General features: G+C 64.8%; 13 protein-coding genes and 2 pseudogenes. 6 read left to right on the top strand and 9 right to left on the bottom strand.

Annotation, left to right across the window (positions count from 1 at the left end; all coding sequences use genetic code 11):
• Positions 1-3 precede the first annotated feature (3 nt).
• From pstA to G7067_RS15045, 7 genes are all read right to left on the bottom strand, one after another.
• Positions 4-1,086 (bottom strand): phosphate ABC transporter permease PstA, encoded by a 1,083-nt coding sequence (gene pstA, locus G7067_RS00140; protein WP_166321130.1) that lies wholly within the window; start codon positions 1,084-1,086, stop codon positions 4-6.
• On the bottom strand, positions 1,086-2,018 hold the full coding sequence (gene pstC, locus G7067_RS00135; protein ID WP_166321128.1) for a phosphate ABC transporter permease subunit PstC: 933 nt from the start codon (positions 2,016-2,018) through the stop codon (positions 1,086-1,088). The genes pstA and pstC overlap by 1 nt, the downstream gene beginning before the upstream one ends.
• A gap of 48 nt (positions 2,019-2,066) precedes the next feature.
• A complete protein-coding gene (locus G7067_RS00130; protein ID WP_166321126.1) occupies positions 2,067-3,161 on the bottom strand; it encodes a phosphate ABC transporter substrate-binding protein PstS in 1,095 nt (364 codons plus the stop codon).
• Positions 3,162-3,469: 308 nt separating this feature from the next.
• On the bottom strand, positions 3,470-4,423 hold the full coding sequence (locus G7067_RS00125; protein ID WP_205881156.1) for an NUDIX hydrolase: 954 nt from the start codon (positions 4,421-4,423) through the stop codon (positions 3,470-3,472).
• The gene (locus G7067_RS00120) at positions 4,420-6,540 is read right to left on the bottom strand and encodes an RNA degradosome polyphosphate kinase (protein WP_166321124.1); all 2,121 of its coding nucleotides are present in this window, start codon (positions 6,538-6,540) and stop codon (positions 4,420-4,422) included. The genes G7067_RS00125 and G7067_RS00120 overlap by 4 nt, the downstream gene beginning before the upstream one ends.
• Positions 6,537-7,571, bottom strand: a complete 1,035-nt coding sequence (gene mshD, locus G7067_RS00115; RefSeq protein WP_244301147.1) for a mycothiol synthase — start codon at positions 7,569-7,571, stop codon at positions 6,537-6,539. Before mshD ends, G7067_RS00120 begins: the two co-directional genes overlap by 4 nt.
• Positions 7,572-7,784 (bottom strand): winged helix-turn-helix domain-containing protein, encoded by a 213-nt coding sequence (locus G7067_RS15045; protein ID WP_425280718.1) that lies wholly within the window; start codon positions 7,782-7,784, stop codon positions 7,572-7,574.
• A gap of 683 nt (positions 7,785-8,467) precedes the next feature.
• Between G7067_RS15045 and G7067_RS00105 the strand changes: the two genes are divergently transcribed.
• From G7067_RS00105 to G7067_RS00095, 3 genes and pseudogenes are all read left to right on the top strand, one after another.
• On the top strand, positions 8,468-8,782 hold the full coding sequence (locus G7067_RS00105) for a hypothetical protein (RefSeq protein WP_244301146.1): 315 nt from the start codon (positions 8,468-8,470) through the stop codon (positions 8,780-8,782).
• Between the two features lie 183 nt (positions 8,783-8,965).
• Complete coding sequence (gene ygfZ / locus G7067_RS00100; RefSeq protein WP_166321122.1) at positions 8,966-10,111, top strand: CAF17-like 4Fe-4S cluster assembly/insertion protein YgfZ; 1,146 nt, start codon at positions 8,966-8,968, stop codon at positions 10,109-10,111.
• A gap of 29 nt (positions 10,112-10,140) precedes the next feature.
• Positions 10,141-10,880: pseudogene (locus tag G7067_RS00095) on the top strand (phosphoglyceromutase).
• An 87-nt stretch (positions 10,881-10,967) separates the two neighbouring features.
• Here G7067_RS00095 and G7067_RS00090 read toward each other — a convergent pair.
• On the bottom strand, positions 10,968-11,153 hold the full coding sequence (locus G7067_RS00090) for a DUF3073 domain-containing protein (RefSeq protein ID WP_166321120.1): 186 nt from the start codon (positions 11,151-11,153) through the stop codon (positions 10,968-10,970).
• 154 nt (positions 11,154-11,307) lie between these two features.
• On the opposite strand from G7067_RS00090, the gene G7067_RS00085 reads away from it, so the two are divergent.
• A complete protein-coding gene (locus G7067_RS00085; RefSeq protein ID WP_166321118.1) occupies positions 11,308-11,952 on the top strand; it encodes a hypothetical protein in 645 nt (214 codons plus the stop codon).
• A 137-nt stretch (positions 11,953-12,089) separates the two neighbouring features.
• Here the strand turns inward: G7067_RS00085 and G7067_RS00080 are convergent, their stop codons facing one another.
• Positions 12,090-13,349 (bottom strand): DUF445 domain-containing protein, encoded by a 1,260-nt coding sequence (locus G7067_RS00080; RefSeq protein ID WP_244301145.1) that lies wholly within the window; start codon positions 13,347-13,349, stop codon positions 12,090-12,092.
• A gap of 54 nt (positions 13,350-13,403) precedes the next feature.
• Between G7067_RS00080 and G7067_RS00075 the strand changes: the two genes are divergently transcribed.
• Together G7067_RS00075 and G7067_RS14765 are read left to right on the top strand one after the other, a co-directional pair.
• Entirely contained in the window at positions 13,404-17,033 is a 3,630-nt protein-coding gene (locus tag G7067_RS00075; protein WP_244301144.1) for an efflux RND transporter permease subunit, read from the top strand.
• Between the two features lie 2 nt (positions 17,034-17,035).
• Positions 17,036-17,925, top strand: a pseudogene (locus tag G7067_RS14765) (DEAD/DEAH box helicase); the annotation flags it as partial.
• Between the last annotated feature and the right edge of the window lie 124 nt (positions 17,926-18,049).

Genomic DNA, 18,049 nt, shown 5'->3' with positions numbered 1-18,049 from the left:
TGCTTAGCGGCCGGACTTGGGGGCGAACCAGCGGGCAATGAGGCGGGCGAGGAGGTTCAGCGCCATGACGATGAGAATCAGCAAGAGTGCCGCGGCCCAGGCGCGCTCGAGGAACGCGAAGGCCGGGTTGCCCTGGTTCGCGAACTGCGTGTAGACGTAGACCGGGAGGGACTGCATGCGATCGTTGAAGAGATCGTAATTCATCGACGCCGTGAAGCCGGCGGTGATGAGCAGCGGCGCGGTCTCGCCGATCACGCGGGCGATCGCCAGCATGATCCCGGTCGTGATTCCCGCGATCGAAGTGGGCAACACGACCTTCAGGATCGTCCGCCACTTCGGGACGCCGAGCGCGTAGGCCGCCTCCCGAAGTTCGTTCGGCACGAGCCGCAGCATCTCCTCGCTTGAGCGGACGACCACGGGGATCATCAGCACCGAGAGAGCGACGGCGCCCGCGATCCCCATCCGCACTCCCGGGCCGAGGAACAGCGCGAACAGGGCGTAGGCGAACAGGCCAGCCACGATCGAGGGGATACCCGTCATAACGTCGACGAGAAAGGTGATGGTGCGGGCGAGGCGGCCGCGACCGTACTCTACGAGGTAGATCGAGGTCATCAGCCCGAGGGGCACGGAGATGATCGTGGCGGCGAGGGTAATGAGCAGCGTGCCGACCATGGCGTGTAGCGCACCGCCGCCCTCGCCGGTGACGTTGCGCATCGACGAATTGAAGAACTCGGTGTCGAAACGGGCGATGCCATTGCCGATCACCGTGATCGCCACCGACACGAGCGGTACCATCGCGAGCAGGAACGCGCCGGTGACGACGCCGGTGATGAACCGGTCAACCGCCTGGCGTCGCCCCTCGACCGCCGCCGACAGCGACGTGATGACGGTGAGATACCCGAGAAGCCCCACGAGCGTCGCCCCAACAACGGAAAATCCGTTGCCGGAGGCCGCCGACAAGAGCAGGAACAGGAGGTATGCCGCGACGAGGCTAGCCGCGAGCGTCAGCCAGGGGGTGCGGCGGGACAGCCGATTGCCGGCAAGCGTGGATCCCGCTGAGGGGGTGCGAACGGTGATGGAGGTCATCAGTTTGCTCCGCTAAATTCGGCGCGTCGGCTCACGATCCAGCGTGCGACGGCATTGACCAGGAACGTGACGATGAAGAGAATCAACCCGGTGGCGATCAGTACGTTGACGTTTTCGCCATAGGCTTCGGGGAACGAAAGCGCAATGTTGGCCGCGATGGTCGATGGGTTCTCGGAAGTGAGGAGCCTGAGACTGACGATCCCGGTGGCGGAGAGCACCATGGCAACGGCCATTGTCTCGCCGAGCGCTCGCCCGAGGCCGAGCATGGCCGCCGAGACGATTCCCGAACGGCCGAAGGGGAGCACCGCCATCCGAATCATCTCCCACCGTGTCGCCCCGAGGGCGAGCGCGGCTTCCTCGTGCAGCGCGGGGGCCTGCAAAAACACCTCGCGACAGATGGCGGTCATGATGGGCAGGATCATGACCGCCAACACGAGCGCGGCAGTGAGGATCGTGCGGCCGGTGCCGGTGACGACGCCCCCAAACAGCGGGATCCAGCCGAGGTGCTCGTTCAGCCAGGCGTACACCGGCTGCACGGCTGGCGACAGTACCCCGATACCCCACAGGCCAAACACCACGCTCGGCACAGCGGCGAGGAGATCGACAATGTAGCCGAGCAGTTGCGCGAGTTTTCGCGGCGCGTAGTGGGAGATGAAGAGGGCGATCCCGATCGAGAGCGGGAGGGCGACGATCAGCGCGAGCGTTGCGGCCCACACGGTACCAAACACGAGCGGACCGACATATGCCCAAAAGTCGCTCTTCAGGAGGCTCGCCGTGTCACCGTTTGCGAAGAACGCTGGCAGGCTTTGCGCGATCAAGAAGATCGCGACAGCCGCGAGGGTGACGAGGATCATGCTGCCCGCGAACACGGCTGAGCGGGAGAATACGCGGTCTCCCAGGCTCAGCACGGGTTTCGCTGTGGTGGATCTCAATGAACGGGGTTCCTTCGGTGTCGGGTGCGGATCAACCGGCGGGATCGACTAGCTGATCGCGTCGATCGCGATCTGTACCTTTTCGCGCAGCGTGCTTGAGATGGGGGCGCTGCCCGCAGCCTCGGCCGCGAGATCCTGGCCCGCTTCGCTGACGATGTACCCGAAATACTCCTTGACGAGTTCAGCGTTTGCGGCGTCGGAGTACTTCTCGCAGCCGACGAGGTAGCTCACGAGCACGATGGGGTAGACGCCCGCTTCGCTAGTGGTGCGGTCGATTTCGATCGCGAGATCGTGGTCGCCGCGTCCGCCTGCGATGGGTGAAGCGTCGACGATAGCGGCAGCGGCCTCGGGCGAGTACGCGACGTACTCGTCACCGACCTTAATCTCGACGGTGGCGAGGTCGCCGGCGCGTGAGGCGTCCGCGTACCCGATGGTGCCGACGCCGTTGGTGACGGCCTCGACCACGCCGGAGGTGCCCTGTGCGGCTTCGCCGCCGAGCTCGGACGGCCACTCCTCGATCGCGCCCGGTGCCCACTCTGCGGGGGCCGCTGCGGCGAGGTAGTCGGTGAAGTTCTCGGTGGTGCCGGACTTATCGGAGCGGTGTACCGCGACGATGTTCTGGGAGGGCAGCTTGGCGTCCTTGTTCTGGGCTGCGATCGCGGGATCGTCCCAGCTGGTGATCTTGCCGGAGAAGATCTGCGCAACCGTGGCCGCGTCAAGCTTCAGAGAGTCGACGCCCTCGACGTTGAAGATCAGCGCGATGGGGGAGATGTATGCGGGGAACTCGACGATTCCGCTGTCTGCCGCGCAGGAATCGAAGGGGCCGGCCTTGATCTCTTCGGTTTTGAAGGGGCGGTCGGATCCGGCGAAGGCGCTGGCGCCCTGCTGGAAGGTTTCGCGGCCTGCACCGGATCCGGTGGGGTCGTAGTTGACGGTGACGTCGGGGTTGACGGTCTGGAACCCGGCAACCCAGGCTTCCTGAGCAGAGCCCTGCGAGGAGGCACCCGCGCCAATAATGCTGCCTGAGAGCGTGGATCCGCTATCGGCTGATCCTGAACCCGATTCGTTGGCGGCGCAAGAAGTGAGAGTGAGTACTGCGACGCCGCTGAGAGCTGCGACCTTGGTCAGTGCTGAGAGCTTCACTTGGATTCGTTCCTATCTGAAAACGGAAGGTGTTGAGTGGCCTCAAATGACCACACCACCAACGCTAGACATGCTGCGTGACCGCAGGTCTGCCAATGGGTGAACAGCAGGTGAACGAGGGGCGTCGGCGAGATCAGCGCAGGGTCTAGTGCCCCGTGTCGCAAATTCGCTTCACATATCCCGGCACTCCGGCGGCGCATCGCGTCGTTGTCGTCACTCGACGATGCAACGGCATCGCCTCACTCCTCCGCCTCGCGCTGCATCCACCGGAGCACCGGGATCTGCAAAGCAACTTGCGACACAGGACACTAGTGCTTCAGCGGGTATGTCTCCACGCTCAGGATCCCGGCGCCCGGGCGGGTGCGTGACAGATGGAAGACCGAAAACCCCGCTGGCGGCAACGCGGCGGCCTTTTCGATATAGCTTCCCGGCAGGCTGCCCGTCGCGAGCGTCAGCTCGCGCACCAGATCCGGGAGCACCGGCCGGTGACTGCACAGCACCACGTTCTTTCCCCGGGCGACGATCCGCCCCACGAGGCGTCGCAGCTGGCCGAGATCTCCGGCATCCCAGAAATCTTGGCTCAGCTCGGGGGTTGCACGCACATGCTTACTCAGGGAGGCGGCGAGGGGTTCCACGGTCGAGAGGCAGCGCACCGCCGTCGAGGACAGGATCCGGCGCGGCCCAAACGCTTCGAGGATCGGCACGAGCGTTTCGGCCTGGTCTTCGCCGGCGGCGGCGAGCGGACGCAGATGGTCGTGCGGGAACTCCTCGCTCCGAGCCTCGGCCTTCGCGTGCCGGAGCAGCGTCACTGAGAATGTCTCAAGAAGATCGTGTTCGGCGAGTTGCAGGAAGACGTCGTAGAGTTCGCGATCCGGATCGTAGCTGAGGCGTTTCCGGGCCTCACCGATGGGCACCCACTCGAGTGCCTGCACCTCCGAGTTCGGGGTGAACGTTGAAGCGAGCGCGGCTTTCGGTGTGACCTCGGCTGCCCAGTACTGCACAGTTTTGGTGCTGCCGCCGCTCAGTTGGTAGCTGATCGTGCCAAGATTTGAACCGAGCGCAACAGACAGGCCCGTCTCTTCCTTGGTCTCGCGCACCGCAGCCTGCGGCATGCTCTCACCGGGATCGAGTTTCCCCTTCGGAAACGAGACGTCTCGCTGCTTGGTACGGTGAAGGAGCAGCACCATGACGCGGGATCCGCCGCCGGGCTTAGGAACGCGCCGCCAGCACACCGTGCCAGCGGCAAGAATGGCGCGGCTCAACGCGCCCGCCGCGCTTCGGTGCGGTCGACCATGACCAGATCCTGCAGATCCGGGAGCGGTTCGCCCTCCTCGCTGATCACGCGGCGCTCCCAGGTGCCGTCCGGCAGCATCCGCCAGGATGACACCTCGTCACTGAACGCGAACTCAAAGAACCGGCTGATGCGGGCGAGGTGTTCCCGGTCGGAAAGCCGCACGAGTACCTCGATCCGGCGGTCAAGATTGCGGTGCATCAGGTCAGCCGAACCAATAAACACCTCGGGTGCGCCGTTGTTCTCGAACGCGTAGATCCGCGAGTGTTCCAGATAGCGTCCGAGCACGGAGCGCACCTGAATGCTCTCGGACAGCCCGGGCACCCCGGCACGGATCGAGCAGATCCCGCGCACCCAGATCTCGATCGGTACGCCAGCCTGGCTCGCCAGATACAGCGCGTCGATGATGGCCTCGTCGACCATTGAGTTCGCCTTGAGCTTGATGCCGCTCGGCAGCCCCGCCCGCGCGTTCGAGGCTTCGCGCTCAATGCGCTCGAGCAGACCCGCCCGCAACTGCAACGGAGCGACCAGCAGCCGGTCGTAGTTGGTTTCAATCGCGTACCCGGAGAGCACATTGAAGAGCTTGGTAACGTCGCGGCCGACCTCGGGCGAGGCGGTAAACAGCCCGAAGTCTTCGTAAATGCGGCTCGTCTTGGGGTTGTAGTTGCCCGTGCCGATGTGGCAGTAGTGCTTGAGTTTGCCGCCCTCGTCGCGGATCACCTGCACCAGTTTGCAGTGCGTCTTCAACCCCACAATGCCGTAGACCACGTGGACCCCGGCCTGCTCCAGCTTGCGCGCCCAGGTGATGTTCGCTTCTTCGTCAAAGCGGGCCTTCACCTCCACGAGTGCGAGCACCTGCTTGCCGGCTTCCGCGGCCGCGATCAGTGACGCCACGATGGGGCTGTCGCCCGAGGTGCGGTACAGCGTCTGCTTGATCGCGAGCACATCGGGATCGGCTGCGGCCTGCTCCACAAACGCCTGCACGCTCGTCGCGAACGACTCGTAGGGGTGGTGCACGAGCACCTCACGCCGCGAAATCGCGGCGAAGGTGTCGGGCTTGTCGCTCGGCGAATTCGTGCGGAACTTTGGATGGGTGACCGGAATGTGCGGCTGGAACTTGAGATCGGGTCGCTGGATCCCGGTGAGCGCGAACAGCCCGCTCAGATCGAGCGGCGAGGGCAGCGTGTAAACCTGCTGCTCGTCAATATCGAACTCGCGCACCAGCAGTTCGAGGGTCGCCTCGTCCATGTCATCAGAAATTTCGAGCCGGATCGGCGGGCCAAAACGCCTGCGCAGGAGCTCCTTTTCAAGGGCCTGAATCAGGTTCTCGGTCTCGTCCTCCTCGATCTCTACATCCTCATTGCGAGTGACGCGGAAGACGTGGTCATCCATGACCTCCATGCCGGGAAAGAGGCCATCGAGGCGATTCGCGATCAGGTTCTCGAGCGGAATAAACCGCACGTTGTCAACCGACTCCCGCCGATCCACCCGCACATAGCGCGGGATCATTTGCGGAACCTTGAGCCTCGCGAACTCGATCTTGTCGGTCGCAGGGTTGCGCACCCGGATTGACAGGTTGAGCGCGCGCCCGGAAATATACGGGAAGGGGTGGGCGGGATCCACGGCCAGCGGCATCAGCACCGGGTAAATGTGCTGCTGGTAGTAGTTGTTCAGGATCTCGTGATCGGCGTCGTCAAGGTCGTCCCAGTCGACGATCTTGACCCCCGCCTCCGCGAGCGCCGGCTGGACCTGCTCCACGAAACAGCGCGCGTGACGCAGCTGCAACTCGTAGGCGGTGCGGTTGATGTCGGCCAGCACATCGGCTGGTGCGCGCCCAACGTTGGTCGGCACGGCAAGCCCGGTGACGATGCGGCGTTTCAGGCCCGCAACGCGGACCATGAAAAACTCGTCAAGATTGGATGCGAAGATTGCGAGATAGTTGGCGCGTTCAAGTAGCGGGATCGTCGGATCCTCAGCGAGTTCGAGCACCCGCTGATTGAAGGCGAGCCAGCTCAGTTCGCGGTCGATGTAGCGATCGATGGGCAGGCTGTCGTGACCGGGGCTCTCGTCGCGGGTCTCTGTGCTCATGAGTCCATTCTGGCACCAGCTTGCCGTTCCCACTGCCGACTGCGCGAATCGACGGTGAATCCGGCCGCCTCATACATCTTGACGGCGCGCTCATTCTCGCCATCGACGTAGAGCGTCACCCGCCCCGGGTGGTGCTCGGCCATGCGCGCGAGGGTGACGTCGAGCAAAAAGCGGCCGAGCCCGTGACCCGCGTAGTCCGGGTGGATACCGATTGCATAGAGCTCGGTCTCCGGCGGTGTTTCGGGCTCCGTGGGCAGAGTCTTGATCCAGGTGGATCCCGCGAGCGCGCCGCCTGGCGCCGCGAGCAAGAAGAGGTCGTCAGGGTTGAACCAGGGCTCTTCGGCGACGAGACGGAAGTCTGCCGCCGTGATGCGCCCCTGTTCCGGGTGCGTGGCGAAGGCGGCAGCGTTGACGGTTACCCAGGCATCGATGTCGGCCTGGTTGCCGGCGGTGAAGGTGCGCAGTTGGAAGCCTGCCGGTGGCGTGAGCGCTGCGGGATCCCGCCCATCTCGCGGCAGTAGCGCGGGATCGAGCGCCATGCGGAAGAGCGAGCGGACCGGCGCGAAACCGGCGCGGGTGAGGAGCGCTTCCGCGGCCGGGTTTTCACCGTGAGCCCAGGCCTTAAGGGTGCCGGGTTCGTGCGCCAGCAGTTGCTTCAGGGCTGCCGATCCGATCCCGTGCCCGCGATGATCCGGGTGTACGACGAGATCGAGCTCGCCGTCGCCGACGATGCCGATTGCGACGGGATCCTCCGCCCCGCCGGTTGAGCGAGGGGACTCTCCCTCACCGGTTGAGCGAGTGAAACGAGTCGAAACCACCCCGCTCGCAGTCTCACGCCCAAACGCCCGCAGCACCCGTTCCCCCTGCGCCGCCGCGAGCATCGCCTGGTCGGAAACGGGGGAAACCCCGTCGTGTTCCTCCGCCACTCGCACGAGCTCGCGAGCCGCAGTGAGGAGAGCCTCCCCGCTCAGCGCAAGTGGGCGCAGGGGCTGCGGAGTGCCGTGATCCTGTTCGGGAGTGTCGGTGGTCACTTAAGCATCCTCCTCGTAACGGGCGCGCGCGAAACCGTAGCCGACTCCGCGAACCGTGCTGATCAGTGCCTCGTGTTCGCCGAGCTTGGCGCGCAACCGGCGCACATGCACGTCGACGGTGCGGGTGCCGCCGAAGTAGTCGGTGCCCCACACCTCGCTGAGGAGTTGGTCGCGGGTAAACACTCGGCCCGGGTGGCCCGCGAGGAAGTGCAGCAGCTCGAATTCCTTGTAGGTGAGATCGAGGGTGCGGCCGAAGACGCGCGCGATGAAGTTGGATTCGTCAATGACAACGCCCGCGGACTGGACCGCGGGCGGGGAGTATCTGAGGTGCTGCCCGGGTGCTCAAGCAGGCGCAGGCGGAGCTCAATCTCTGCGGGGCTGGCGGTGGGTAGTAGAAGTTCGCTGACGCCCCAGTCCCGCGTGAGGGCAGGAAGTGCCACCTCGGGCAGAATCACGACGCGGGGGTATCGGTGGTCTCGAGGAGCGCGAGGCTCGCGGTGCGGGCGCGCCTCGGATCCAGGCTGCCGTCGATCAGGATCGCGTCGAAGCGAGAAGCCATAGTGTCGGGAACCCGGAGCGAGAGGGGGATGTACGGATGTCGTGCGGGAGAAGGTCGAGCCCGGGCAGGGAGTCTGCCGGATCCCGGTCTGTGAGGCAGAGCAGCAGCATCCGGTGGCTCCCTTCTCGCAGTGACGACGCGTGATCCATACTACTCAGCCCGCTTGCCCTGCCCTGCCCTGCCCTGCCCTGCCCCCTGCCGCCCCTCCCAGCCCACAGTTCAGGTGTCACCGATATGTATTAAAACTCGATCTTGTACATATCCGTGACACCTGAACGGTGGGGATTGGCGGTGCGCGGGCGGGCGCCGGGCATGGGTGATGTGCGAGGATGAGGGTGTGAGCGAGCCAGTGCGTCCTGATGCCCCAGAAATGGCGGATGTGCATGCGTGGCATGTGCCCCGACTTGTGATCGCGTGGCTGGTCGCGGCAGTGATCGGCACGCTGGTCACGCTGCTTGTGCCCCCCGAGGAGCGTTTTTCCTGGCTGGTGTTTGCCATCGGTGTCAGCACGCTCATCACTTTCGCTCTCCAGCTCGGCACCGCGCAGCGGGTGGGGTTCATCACGCGCGTCGCGTTCAGTGTCGCCGGATCGGTTGTTGTGATCGCGGTTATCGACGCCGCTGGTCTGCTGATCGAGAGCCTGGCAACGTAGCTGACGCGCCCGTCCGCGGTTTGCTAGACTGGCTCCATGCTTCTTGCTCTCGAACTCTTCTTCCTTGGGCTTCTCGGCCTTGCGTCGCTTGCGATCGTGTGGGTATCGGGTGTCGTTGTCTACCGACTCTTCAAGGGTCAGCGCTAAGCGCTTCCCATTGTTGCCTCGCGGATCGCACAGGCCGTGACTGCCTTCACTGAGCTTCCCGGGGCTGTTCTGGCCGAGGGACGTGCGGTTGCGTCTCACTACGGTGAGCCACTGATCGAGCAGCGCGCTCTCGATCAGGGCAATGCGATCGTTGATCTGTCGCACAACGGTATCGTCATTGTTTCGGGTGAGGATCGCCTGAGCTGGTTGCACTCGATGACGAGTCAGCACTTGCTCGGTCTGCAGCCGGGAGACAGCGTCGAGACGATGCTGCTCGATCCGAACGGTCGCATCGAGCGGGTGATCCGGCTCGTCGATGACGGCGCACAAAGTTGGCTGCTCGTTGATGAAGGATCCGCGGCGCCCCTCGCCGAATTCCTCAACCGGATGCGGTTCGCGCTGCGCGTCGAAGTGCGTGACGTGTCAGACGAGTTTGCCAGCGTCCTGGCCTTCGACGGTACCGCGGCGGAGGCGCTGCGATCCGCAGGCCCGGTTGTCGCCTGGCGCGATCCGTGGGCAGCGGTGACGAACGGCGGGGTGCAGTACGCGCGTGGATCCCATCCCGGCGAGGCATGGTCGGCGACCCAGTTCGTGTTCGAACGAAACCGGCTGGGTGACATCGCCCAGCTGGTTCGCGCGGGCCGTGTGCGGGCTGCGGGCCTCAGCGCGCTCGATGCGCTTGAGGTGCGAGCTTGTCGCCCCAGCCAGCACGGCGAGGTCGACGAGCGATCGATCCCGCACGAGTTTGACTGGATGCGCACGGCGGTGCACCTGTCCAAGGGTTGCTACCGCGGGCAGGAGACGATCGCGAAGGTGCACAATCTGGGGCACCCACCGCGCAGGCTCGCGCTGCTACACCTTGACGGGTTTGGCGGCGAGCTTCCCGTGGGCGGTGCGCTTGTGTATCGGCAGGGTGAGGCCGCTGATCCTGAATCGCGGCCGGTCGGCAGGGTCACCCGGGCCGCGCTGCACCACGAGTGGGGTGGGATCGCGCTCGCGCTGCTGAAGCGCTCGGTGCCGGAAGACGCGGTTCTTGAGCTTCGCGCGGGGGAGACAGGATCCGACGCCGACAGTGTCGCCGGGCAGATCGTCGCCGCAACCCAGGAAGTCATTGTGCCAAGCGACGCCGGAGCGACCCGAAAGGTGCTGCCGACGGCGAAGCTTCCGAAGCGGGCCGGGTGAGTGCGCCAGCGAGCCGATAAGCTGGAAGCATGACACAGACGCTGATCCTGCTGCGCCACGGCCAGAGCGAATGGAACCAAAAGAACCTGTTTACCGGTTGGGTGGATGTGCGCCTGACCGAGAAGGGGCGCGGCGAAGCGGCCCGTGCCGGTGAGTTGTTGGCCGAGGCTGGTGTGCTGCCCGATGTGCTGCACACTTCGGTGCTGAGCCGCGCGATCCAGACCTCGAACCTTGCGCTCGACTCTGCTGATCGGCTGTGGATCCCGGTGAAGCGTTCGTGGCGGCTCAACGAGCGCCACTACGGTGCGCTGCAGGGGCTCGACAAGGCAGAGACGCTGGAGAAGTACGGCGAAGAACAGTTTATGGAGTGGCGGCGGTCCTTCGACACGCCCCCGCCCGCGCTCGATGATGCGAGCGAGTGGTCGCAGGCGAACGATCCGCGCTACCTCGGCATTGACGGGGAGCGCCCGCAGACCGAGTGCCTGAAAGACGTGATCGTGCGGCTCGTGCCGTACTGGGAGTCTCAGATCCTGCCCGATTTGAACGCGGGCAACACCGTGCTCGTGACCGCGCACGGCAACTCACTGCGCGCGCTCGTGAAGCACCTTGAGGGTATTTCTGACGAGGACATCGCAGGGCTGAACATTCCGACCGGGATGCCGCTTGTCTACGAGATCAATGCCGACGGCACCCCGTAGGCCCCGGGCAGTACCTCGATCCCGAGGCCGCAGCGGCAGGTGCCGCCGCAGTCGCGCAGCAGGGACGATAGCCCTTCGCACAACCTTGGTGTGCCCTCCATGCGATGGGGTGCACACCAAGATTGGCGTGTTGCCACCACGTCAGTGAGTGGACGGGTCTACTGCTCGTCGTCCTCGGCTGGGGTGTACTTCTCTGCGTACTCAGCCCACGCGTCCTCGTCGGACTTCGAGCTTGAGTTCGTCGCGAGTTCGCGTTCCAGCGCAGAATAGTTCGTGTCAGGGCTGAAATACTTCAGCTCCCTGGCGACCTTGGTGTGCTTTGCCTTTTGACGGCCGCGCCCCATGCGTGACCCCCTTACACATTCAGGCCCCGCGCGCCTGGCGCTGCGGGGCAGGTACCAATTCAAAATAGACGTATGAGGCAGATTCTAGCATGACTCGAGCTGCGAACCTGATTCGTGGCGCAACAGAAACTGCCTGTGGTATTACGATGAAGGCATGACTCAGACCCGCGGACGTTCCCGCATTGTGCGCACCGTTTTGATCGTGGTGATGGTGCTCGCCATTGCTGTTCTGGGCCTGGTTGTGGCGATCCTGGTGCCGATCTTGACGCACCAGAGCGCGGGCGGATCCGGGCAGCAGATCGCGAGCGAACCAACTGCCGAGGTCAGCGCGACGGGCGCTGACGGTCGCGAGAGGACCCTCCGTGTTGAAAACGGCAACGGTGCGCTCGCAAACGTTGCTTCGCTTGAGGCGGGCGAGGAACTCGTGGTGCAGGGCACCGGGTTTGATTCCCAGATGGGCATATACGTGGCAATCTGCGCCATTCCAGAGTCTCCCGATGAGAAGCCCGGTCCCTGCCTGGGCGGTGTCCCCAGCGGCGCGAAAGACGGAGGTGCCGCGGGCGAAGAAGGGCTCGCGAGCGTGTGGATCACCGATGACTGGGCCTGGCGTGCCTTCGCCACGCACGGGTATGCCGACAGCGAGAAGGGTACGTTCACGGCGCGAATTACGGTCCCGGATCCCGTCGGTGACGAGCTCGACTGCCGCACGACGCGGTGTGCCGTCACCACCCGTTCAGACCACACTGCCGCGTCGGACCGTGTGCAGGACCTCATTGCGCCGGTCGAATTTCAGGAGTAAAGCCTTCCCCGCCATGCTGCGGCTGGCGAGCAGATCGCAGTAGCCCCGTGTCTGAAGGGAAGCGCTTTGACGCTGCGAGGATACTGCGACTCCGGGCTGCGCCCTACGCGCAGCATGACCAAGGGGTATCTGGGACGTCACCCCAGCAGCGGTGTGATGACGAGGATCGCGATCGTGTAGATGGTGAGGCCCGCCAGAGATCCGACAATGGTGCCGTTGATCCTGATGAATTGCAGATCCTTGCCAATCTGCAGCTCGATCTTTTCGGCGGCCTCCTGCGCATCCCAACGCTGCACCGTTTCCGCCACCACGCCCGCAAGATCGTGCCGGTAGGTCGTGACGAGATGCTGCACGATCCCCATGACCCAGACGTCGATCTTGAACTGCAGGGTCGTATCTTCGAGGAGGCGGCCGCCGAAGTCTTGCAGCGCGGTGGTGAGCCGGGTGCGCAGCTCGCTGCCAGGATCCTCGAGCATGCCAATGAGAGCGGTCCGCGCGACCTCCCAGGTGCTCGCGGCGAGCGAGCGGATCCGAGGGCTATCAAAGATCTCGTGTTTGAAGGATTCGAGCTGCGACTGCAACGCTTCCTGATGCTGTAGGTCGGTCGCGAGATCCCTAAGGAAGCGGCTGAAGGCAACGCGGAACGGGTGGTCACTATCCTCGGCCACCGCCTGCGCGAAGCGCACCGCCTCAGAGTGCAGCCTGCTATCGACGAAACGGTCCACAATGCTCGGCACCCAGGCGGGGAGCCGCGACGACACGATACGGTCGAAGGCCTCCGGGTGCTTCACCAGCCACTCTTGAGCGCGAGATGCAGCGATATCAACGAGAGCCTCGTGGTGATGTGCCGTGATAAACGTCTCGGTGGCGCTGCCGAGCATCGGCCCCCACTCGGGATCGATGATGTGCCCCCGCACCAGAGACTCGATGAGGTCGCGGACGTCGTTGTCGTCGAGCACGGTCAACGCGCCGAGCCCTGCCGCCGCGATCATACTGCTCACGCGCTCGGCATTCGCCCGCTCCGACACCCAGTTCCCGGCCATCCGTGCACCGCTGATCTGGGTCAGCTTGTTGTGGACGACGTCGTCCGCCAGGAAGTTTTCTTCGATGAACGCGCCAAGCCCCTCGCCAATATCGTTCTTCTTCGCCGAAATGAGGTTGGTGTGCGGGATCTTGATCCCGAGCGGATAGCGAAAGAGCGCCGCGACCGCGAACCAATCGGCGAGCGCGCCCACCATTCCACCCTCGCTTGCGGCACGCACGAAACCGAGCCAGGGGATCCGGCTCTGCAGCGCAAAAGAGACAACAAACACGATCGCCATGAAGATCAGCAGGACGATCGCGAGGGTCTGCATTCGGCGAAGGCCCGCGAGGCGCTCGAAATCAGCTGGGGACACAGCGCCGAGCGTTCTTCGGCTTCGAGGCATCGGCATTCTTGTATTATCCACCTTTTGATTCCGCCCTGCGCCGCATTCAGCGGCAGGATTCCAGTTACGGCATGGGATACTCAAAGTTATGCATATTCTCACGGTGTTGAGCCTGAAGAACCGAGCTCTCATCGCGCTCGTCACGATCGTTGCCGCCGTATTTGGGTTGCTCGGTGTCGGATCGCTGAAGCAGGAGCTGATGCCCTCGGTTCAGTTCCCGGCGATCGTTGTGTTGACGAGCTACCCGGGCGCCGCCCCGAGGTCGTCAACAACGACGTCACCTCCTCTATCGAGACCGCGCTGCGCGGGGTGCCGCAGCTTGAGAGCACCACCGCAACTTCGGGCACCGGCACCTCGATGGTCGTTGCCCAGTTCACCTACGGGATCGACCTTGCCGTCACTGAGCAAAAGGTCGAGCGTGCGGTGAGCCGTATCTCGCAGTTCCTTCCCCCGTCCGCAGACACACAGGTGCTCTCCGGTAGCTTCGATGATTTCCCCGTGATCCAGATCGCGGTGACCCCGGCAGACGGGGAAAACACGGAAGAGGCTGCGCAGGTCATCGAGCGGATCGCGATCCCCGAGCTCACCGATCTTGACGGGGTCCGCGACGCCCAGGTCTCCGGTGCCCGTGGAAACCGCATCTCGATCGTGCCGGACGCTGAACTGCTCGCGGCCCAGGGCCTCAGCCCGCAGGCGATCACCGACACCCTGCAGCAGAGCGGAGTACTGCTCGCGGCGGGCACCGTGACGGAGGGGGATCGCACCCTTGCCGTGCAGGCAGGGTCGGCGATCCATTCCGTCGAGGAAATCTCGGCGCTGCCCCTCCCTCGCAGCGTCGATGCCATCATCGCGGAGCAGCAGGCGCTCGCGGCGCAGCAGGCGGCCGCCGACCAGCGGGCGCAATTCCAGCAGCGGCCCGGTGTGAACACACCAGATCCTCTGCCCGAGACACCTGAGGGGCCCGAGGCGCCCGAAGCGCCCGCGCCCGCTGTGACCATCGGTGACGTCGCAACGGTGCAGCTGGAACAGAACCCCGAGCAGAGCATTTCTCGGGTGAACGGTGCGCCAGCGCTGACGATCGCGGTAACGAAGGTGTCCGCGGCGAACACCGTTGAGGTCTCGCACGCGGTCCAAGAGAAGCTTGACGAGTTGCAGGATCAGCTCGGCGGAGCACAGCTCAGCATCATCTTCGATCAAGCGCCCTACGTCGAGCAGTCCATTGAAACGCTCACCACCGAGGGGCTGCTCGGGCTGATCTTTGCGGTGCTCGTGATTCTGCTGTTCCTGATGTCGGTCCGCGCGACGCTGGTGACCGCTATCTCGATCCCGACCTCCGTGCTCCTCACCTTTGTGGGCCTGAACTTTGCCGAGTATTCGCTCAACCTGCTCACGCTTGGTGCGCTCACCATCTCGATCGGTCGTGTGGTTGATGACTCCATCGTGGTGATCGAGAACATTAAGCGGCACCTCAGGCCCGGCAGTGACCGCGGTGCCACCATTGTGCGGGCTGTTCGCGAAGTCGCGGGCGCGATCACAGCCTCAACGATCACCACTGTCGCGGTGTTCCTACCGATGGCGTTTGTCGAGGGTACCGTGGGTGAGCTGTTCCGCCCCTTCGCCTTCACCGTAACCATCGCGCTGGCGGCGTCGCTGCTCGTCTCGCTCAGCATCGTTCCCGTGCTCGCTTACTGGTTCCTGCGCCCGGATAGTGAGGGCCGCAAGAAATCCGGTCGCGGCAAGCGTGCCGTGGCGAACGCGGCCCCGGGGATCGCCGAAGACGCGGAACCCGTAACCGCGCTGCAGCGCGGCTACCGCCCGGTCATCGAGTGGACGCTCAGGCGGCCCGCGATCACGCTGCTGGTGTCGGTGGTGGTGTTCGGATCGACGCTCGCGCTCGCCGCAACGCCGCTCCTGAAGACCAGCTATCTTGGCTCTGACGAGCAAAACTCCATCGGCTTGACGCAGACCCTCGCACCAGGAACCAGCCTCGACGCGCAGCTTGCGCAGGCGGAGCGGGTCGAGGATGCCCTCAAGGAGATCCCCGAGGTGCAGACCGCACAGGTGACCATCGGAAGCGGGAGCGGCATGATGGCGCTGTTTGGTGGCGGAGGCGACGGGGTCGTGAACTACTCGATCACCACTGACCCGAAAGCGAACCAAAGCGATGTGCAGGACCGGATCCGCGAGGCCGTTGACGGGCTTGACGACGCGGGCGAGTTTGCGATTGCGCAGTCTCGCGGCGGGCCTGGCGGATCAAGCACCATTGAGGTCAACGTGACCGCCCCCGATCAGAAGCTTCTCGCGGAGGCCGCCGAAGCCGTTGAGTCCGAGATCAAGGCTCAGGACGGCCTGAAGCAGGTTGAGAGTAACCTCGCGCAGTCGCGGCCCTACCTCAGCGTGGTGGTCGACCGTGCGCAGGCCGCTGAGGCAGGGCTCACCGAGGCTGCCGTCGCGGGCCAGCTCGCCGCGTTCATGCAGCCGCGGCAGATCGGACAGATCACCATGGAGGAAAACACCATCGCGGTGTACCTCGTTGATGGTGTGGCACCCGAGGATCAGGCGGGCGTTGCGGCCCTGCAGATCCAGACCGCGCTCGGCCCGCAGTCCCTCGAAAGTCTTGCGACCGTGAAGGTCGCCGACGGCCCAGTCACCGTGCGCACCGAGAACGGTGTGCGCATGGCTACCGTGTCCGCGCTGCCCGCCGGCGATGACTTGGCCGCCGCGAGTACCGCCGTGAACAAAGCGCTCGATGCCGTGAAGCTCCCTGCGGGAACGAGCGCGAGTATTGGCGGGGTGCTCTCCCAGCAGGGCGACGCCTTCGGTCAGCTCGGGCTCGCACTGCTCGCCGCGATCCTCATTGTCTACGTGGTGATGGTCGCGACGTTCAAGAGCCTGTTGCAGCCGCTGCTGCTACTGATCTCCGTACCGTTTGCGGCGACGGGTGCGATCCTGCTGCTGGTGCTCTCGGGTATTCCGCTCGGTGTGGCCTCACTCATCGGTGTGCTCATGCTCATCGGCATCGTGGTCACCAACGCGATCGTGCTCATCGACCTGGTCAACCAGTATCGAACGCGCGGGGATGCGCTGCTCGACGCGGTCGTGAATGGTTCCCTGCGACGTCTGCGGCCCATCGTGATGACGGCGCTGGCGACGATCCTCGCGCTCACCCCGATGGGCTTGGGGATCACCGGCAAGGGCGGCTTCATCTCGCAGCCGCTCGCTGTGGTGGTCATCGGCGGGCTTCTCTCCTCGACTGTGCTGACGCTCGTTGTGTTGCCGACGCTGTATTACGCGGTCGAGCGGCGGCGGGAAAAGTGGCGTGAGAAGCGTGACGAGAAGCGACGCGGATCCTCCACGCCGCCGGTCGCCGAGGCGATGCCTTCCGCTGGTGGTGCGGTCATGGCGGGGCTTCCCGTGGCCACGTCGCCTGGTTCCACAGAGGCTGAACACGCGGTGCCCACGGCCACAGGTGCACTCGACTGGGAACAGCTGATGTGGCAGGCGACGCAAGAGGTCGGAGAGGCGGCAGAATCCCGTGCGGCCGTTCCTGAAGCAGCTGACGAGGAGACCGCTCAGGGCGACGTCACCGCGACTGACACGGCCGAGAACCCTCAGCCGAAGTCGCAGCATGATGGCGACCGAGAGCAGGATTGAGCGTGGCCCAGAAGCGCCGTGGAGGCTACAAGGCTCCCTCCAACTATGAGCCTACACGCGGGCGCAAGCCCAAGCGCTTCGGAGGCGCGCCGAGCGGGCAGCAGGCCGAAACGCGCGGCGCAGGGAAGGGGCAGGGGGAGAGGCAGGATCGTGGCGCCAAGCCCGAACGCTCGGGTCCCAAACACCCCGCTGAGAAACGGATCAATGCTGCGGCCAAGCGTGCGGAGGCCCCGAAGCGCCATACCTCGGATGTGGTCTTGGAGCGTCTCGATGCGAAACTGACCACCGCCGCCGACGTCGCGGGTCTCACCTTTGCCGAGCTTGGACTCGGCGGCAATATCGTGCGCACGCTCGCGGAGCTCGGCGCGGTGAAGCCGTTCCCGATTCAGGCCGCGACGATCCCCGACACGCTCACAGGTCGAGACGTGCTGGGCCGTGCGCAGACGGGGTCTGGCAAGACGATCGCGTTTGGGGCGGCGCTCGTCGAACGGCTGCTGATCCTGAAGGCGCAGGGCGCCTTCGCGAAGGATCCCGCCTTGGCTTCTCGTAAGCCCAAGCGGGGTGAACGCGCCCCGAGAGGGGCGGCTCGCAAACCTAAGGCGCTGATCCTCGCCCCACCCGCGAGCTTGCCTTGCAGATCGACCGCACAGTGCAGCCGATTGCGCGCTCGGTCGGGTTCTACACGGCGCAGTTCGTGGGTGGCGTGCCGATTGAGCCGCAGCTGCACGCGCTCGAACGTGGCATCGACATCGTGATCGGCACACCGGGCAGGGTGCAGGATCTGATTACCCGGCGCAAGCTCGACCTGCGCGAAGTTGTGGTCTCGGTGATCGATGAGGCCGACCACATGTGCGATCTCGGCTTCCTCGAACAGGTGCAGCAGGTGCTTCGCCAGACGGACCGCGATGGACAGCGCCTGCTTTTCTCCGCCACGCTCGACAGCGGTGTGGCGCAGCTGGTCTCCGAGTTCTTGCGACAGCCGGCGGCGCACGAGGCGGAGGAAGCTTCGCGCGGGT

It is taken from the genome of Leucobacter insecticola (assembly GCF_011382965.1).
In the GTDB taxonomy this organism is placed as follows: Bacteria; Actinomycetota; Actinomycetes; order Actinomycetales; family Microbacteriaceae; genus Leucobacter; species Leucobacter insecticola.
This window is presented reverse-complemented; position numbering and strand designations above follow the sequence as displayed.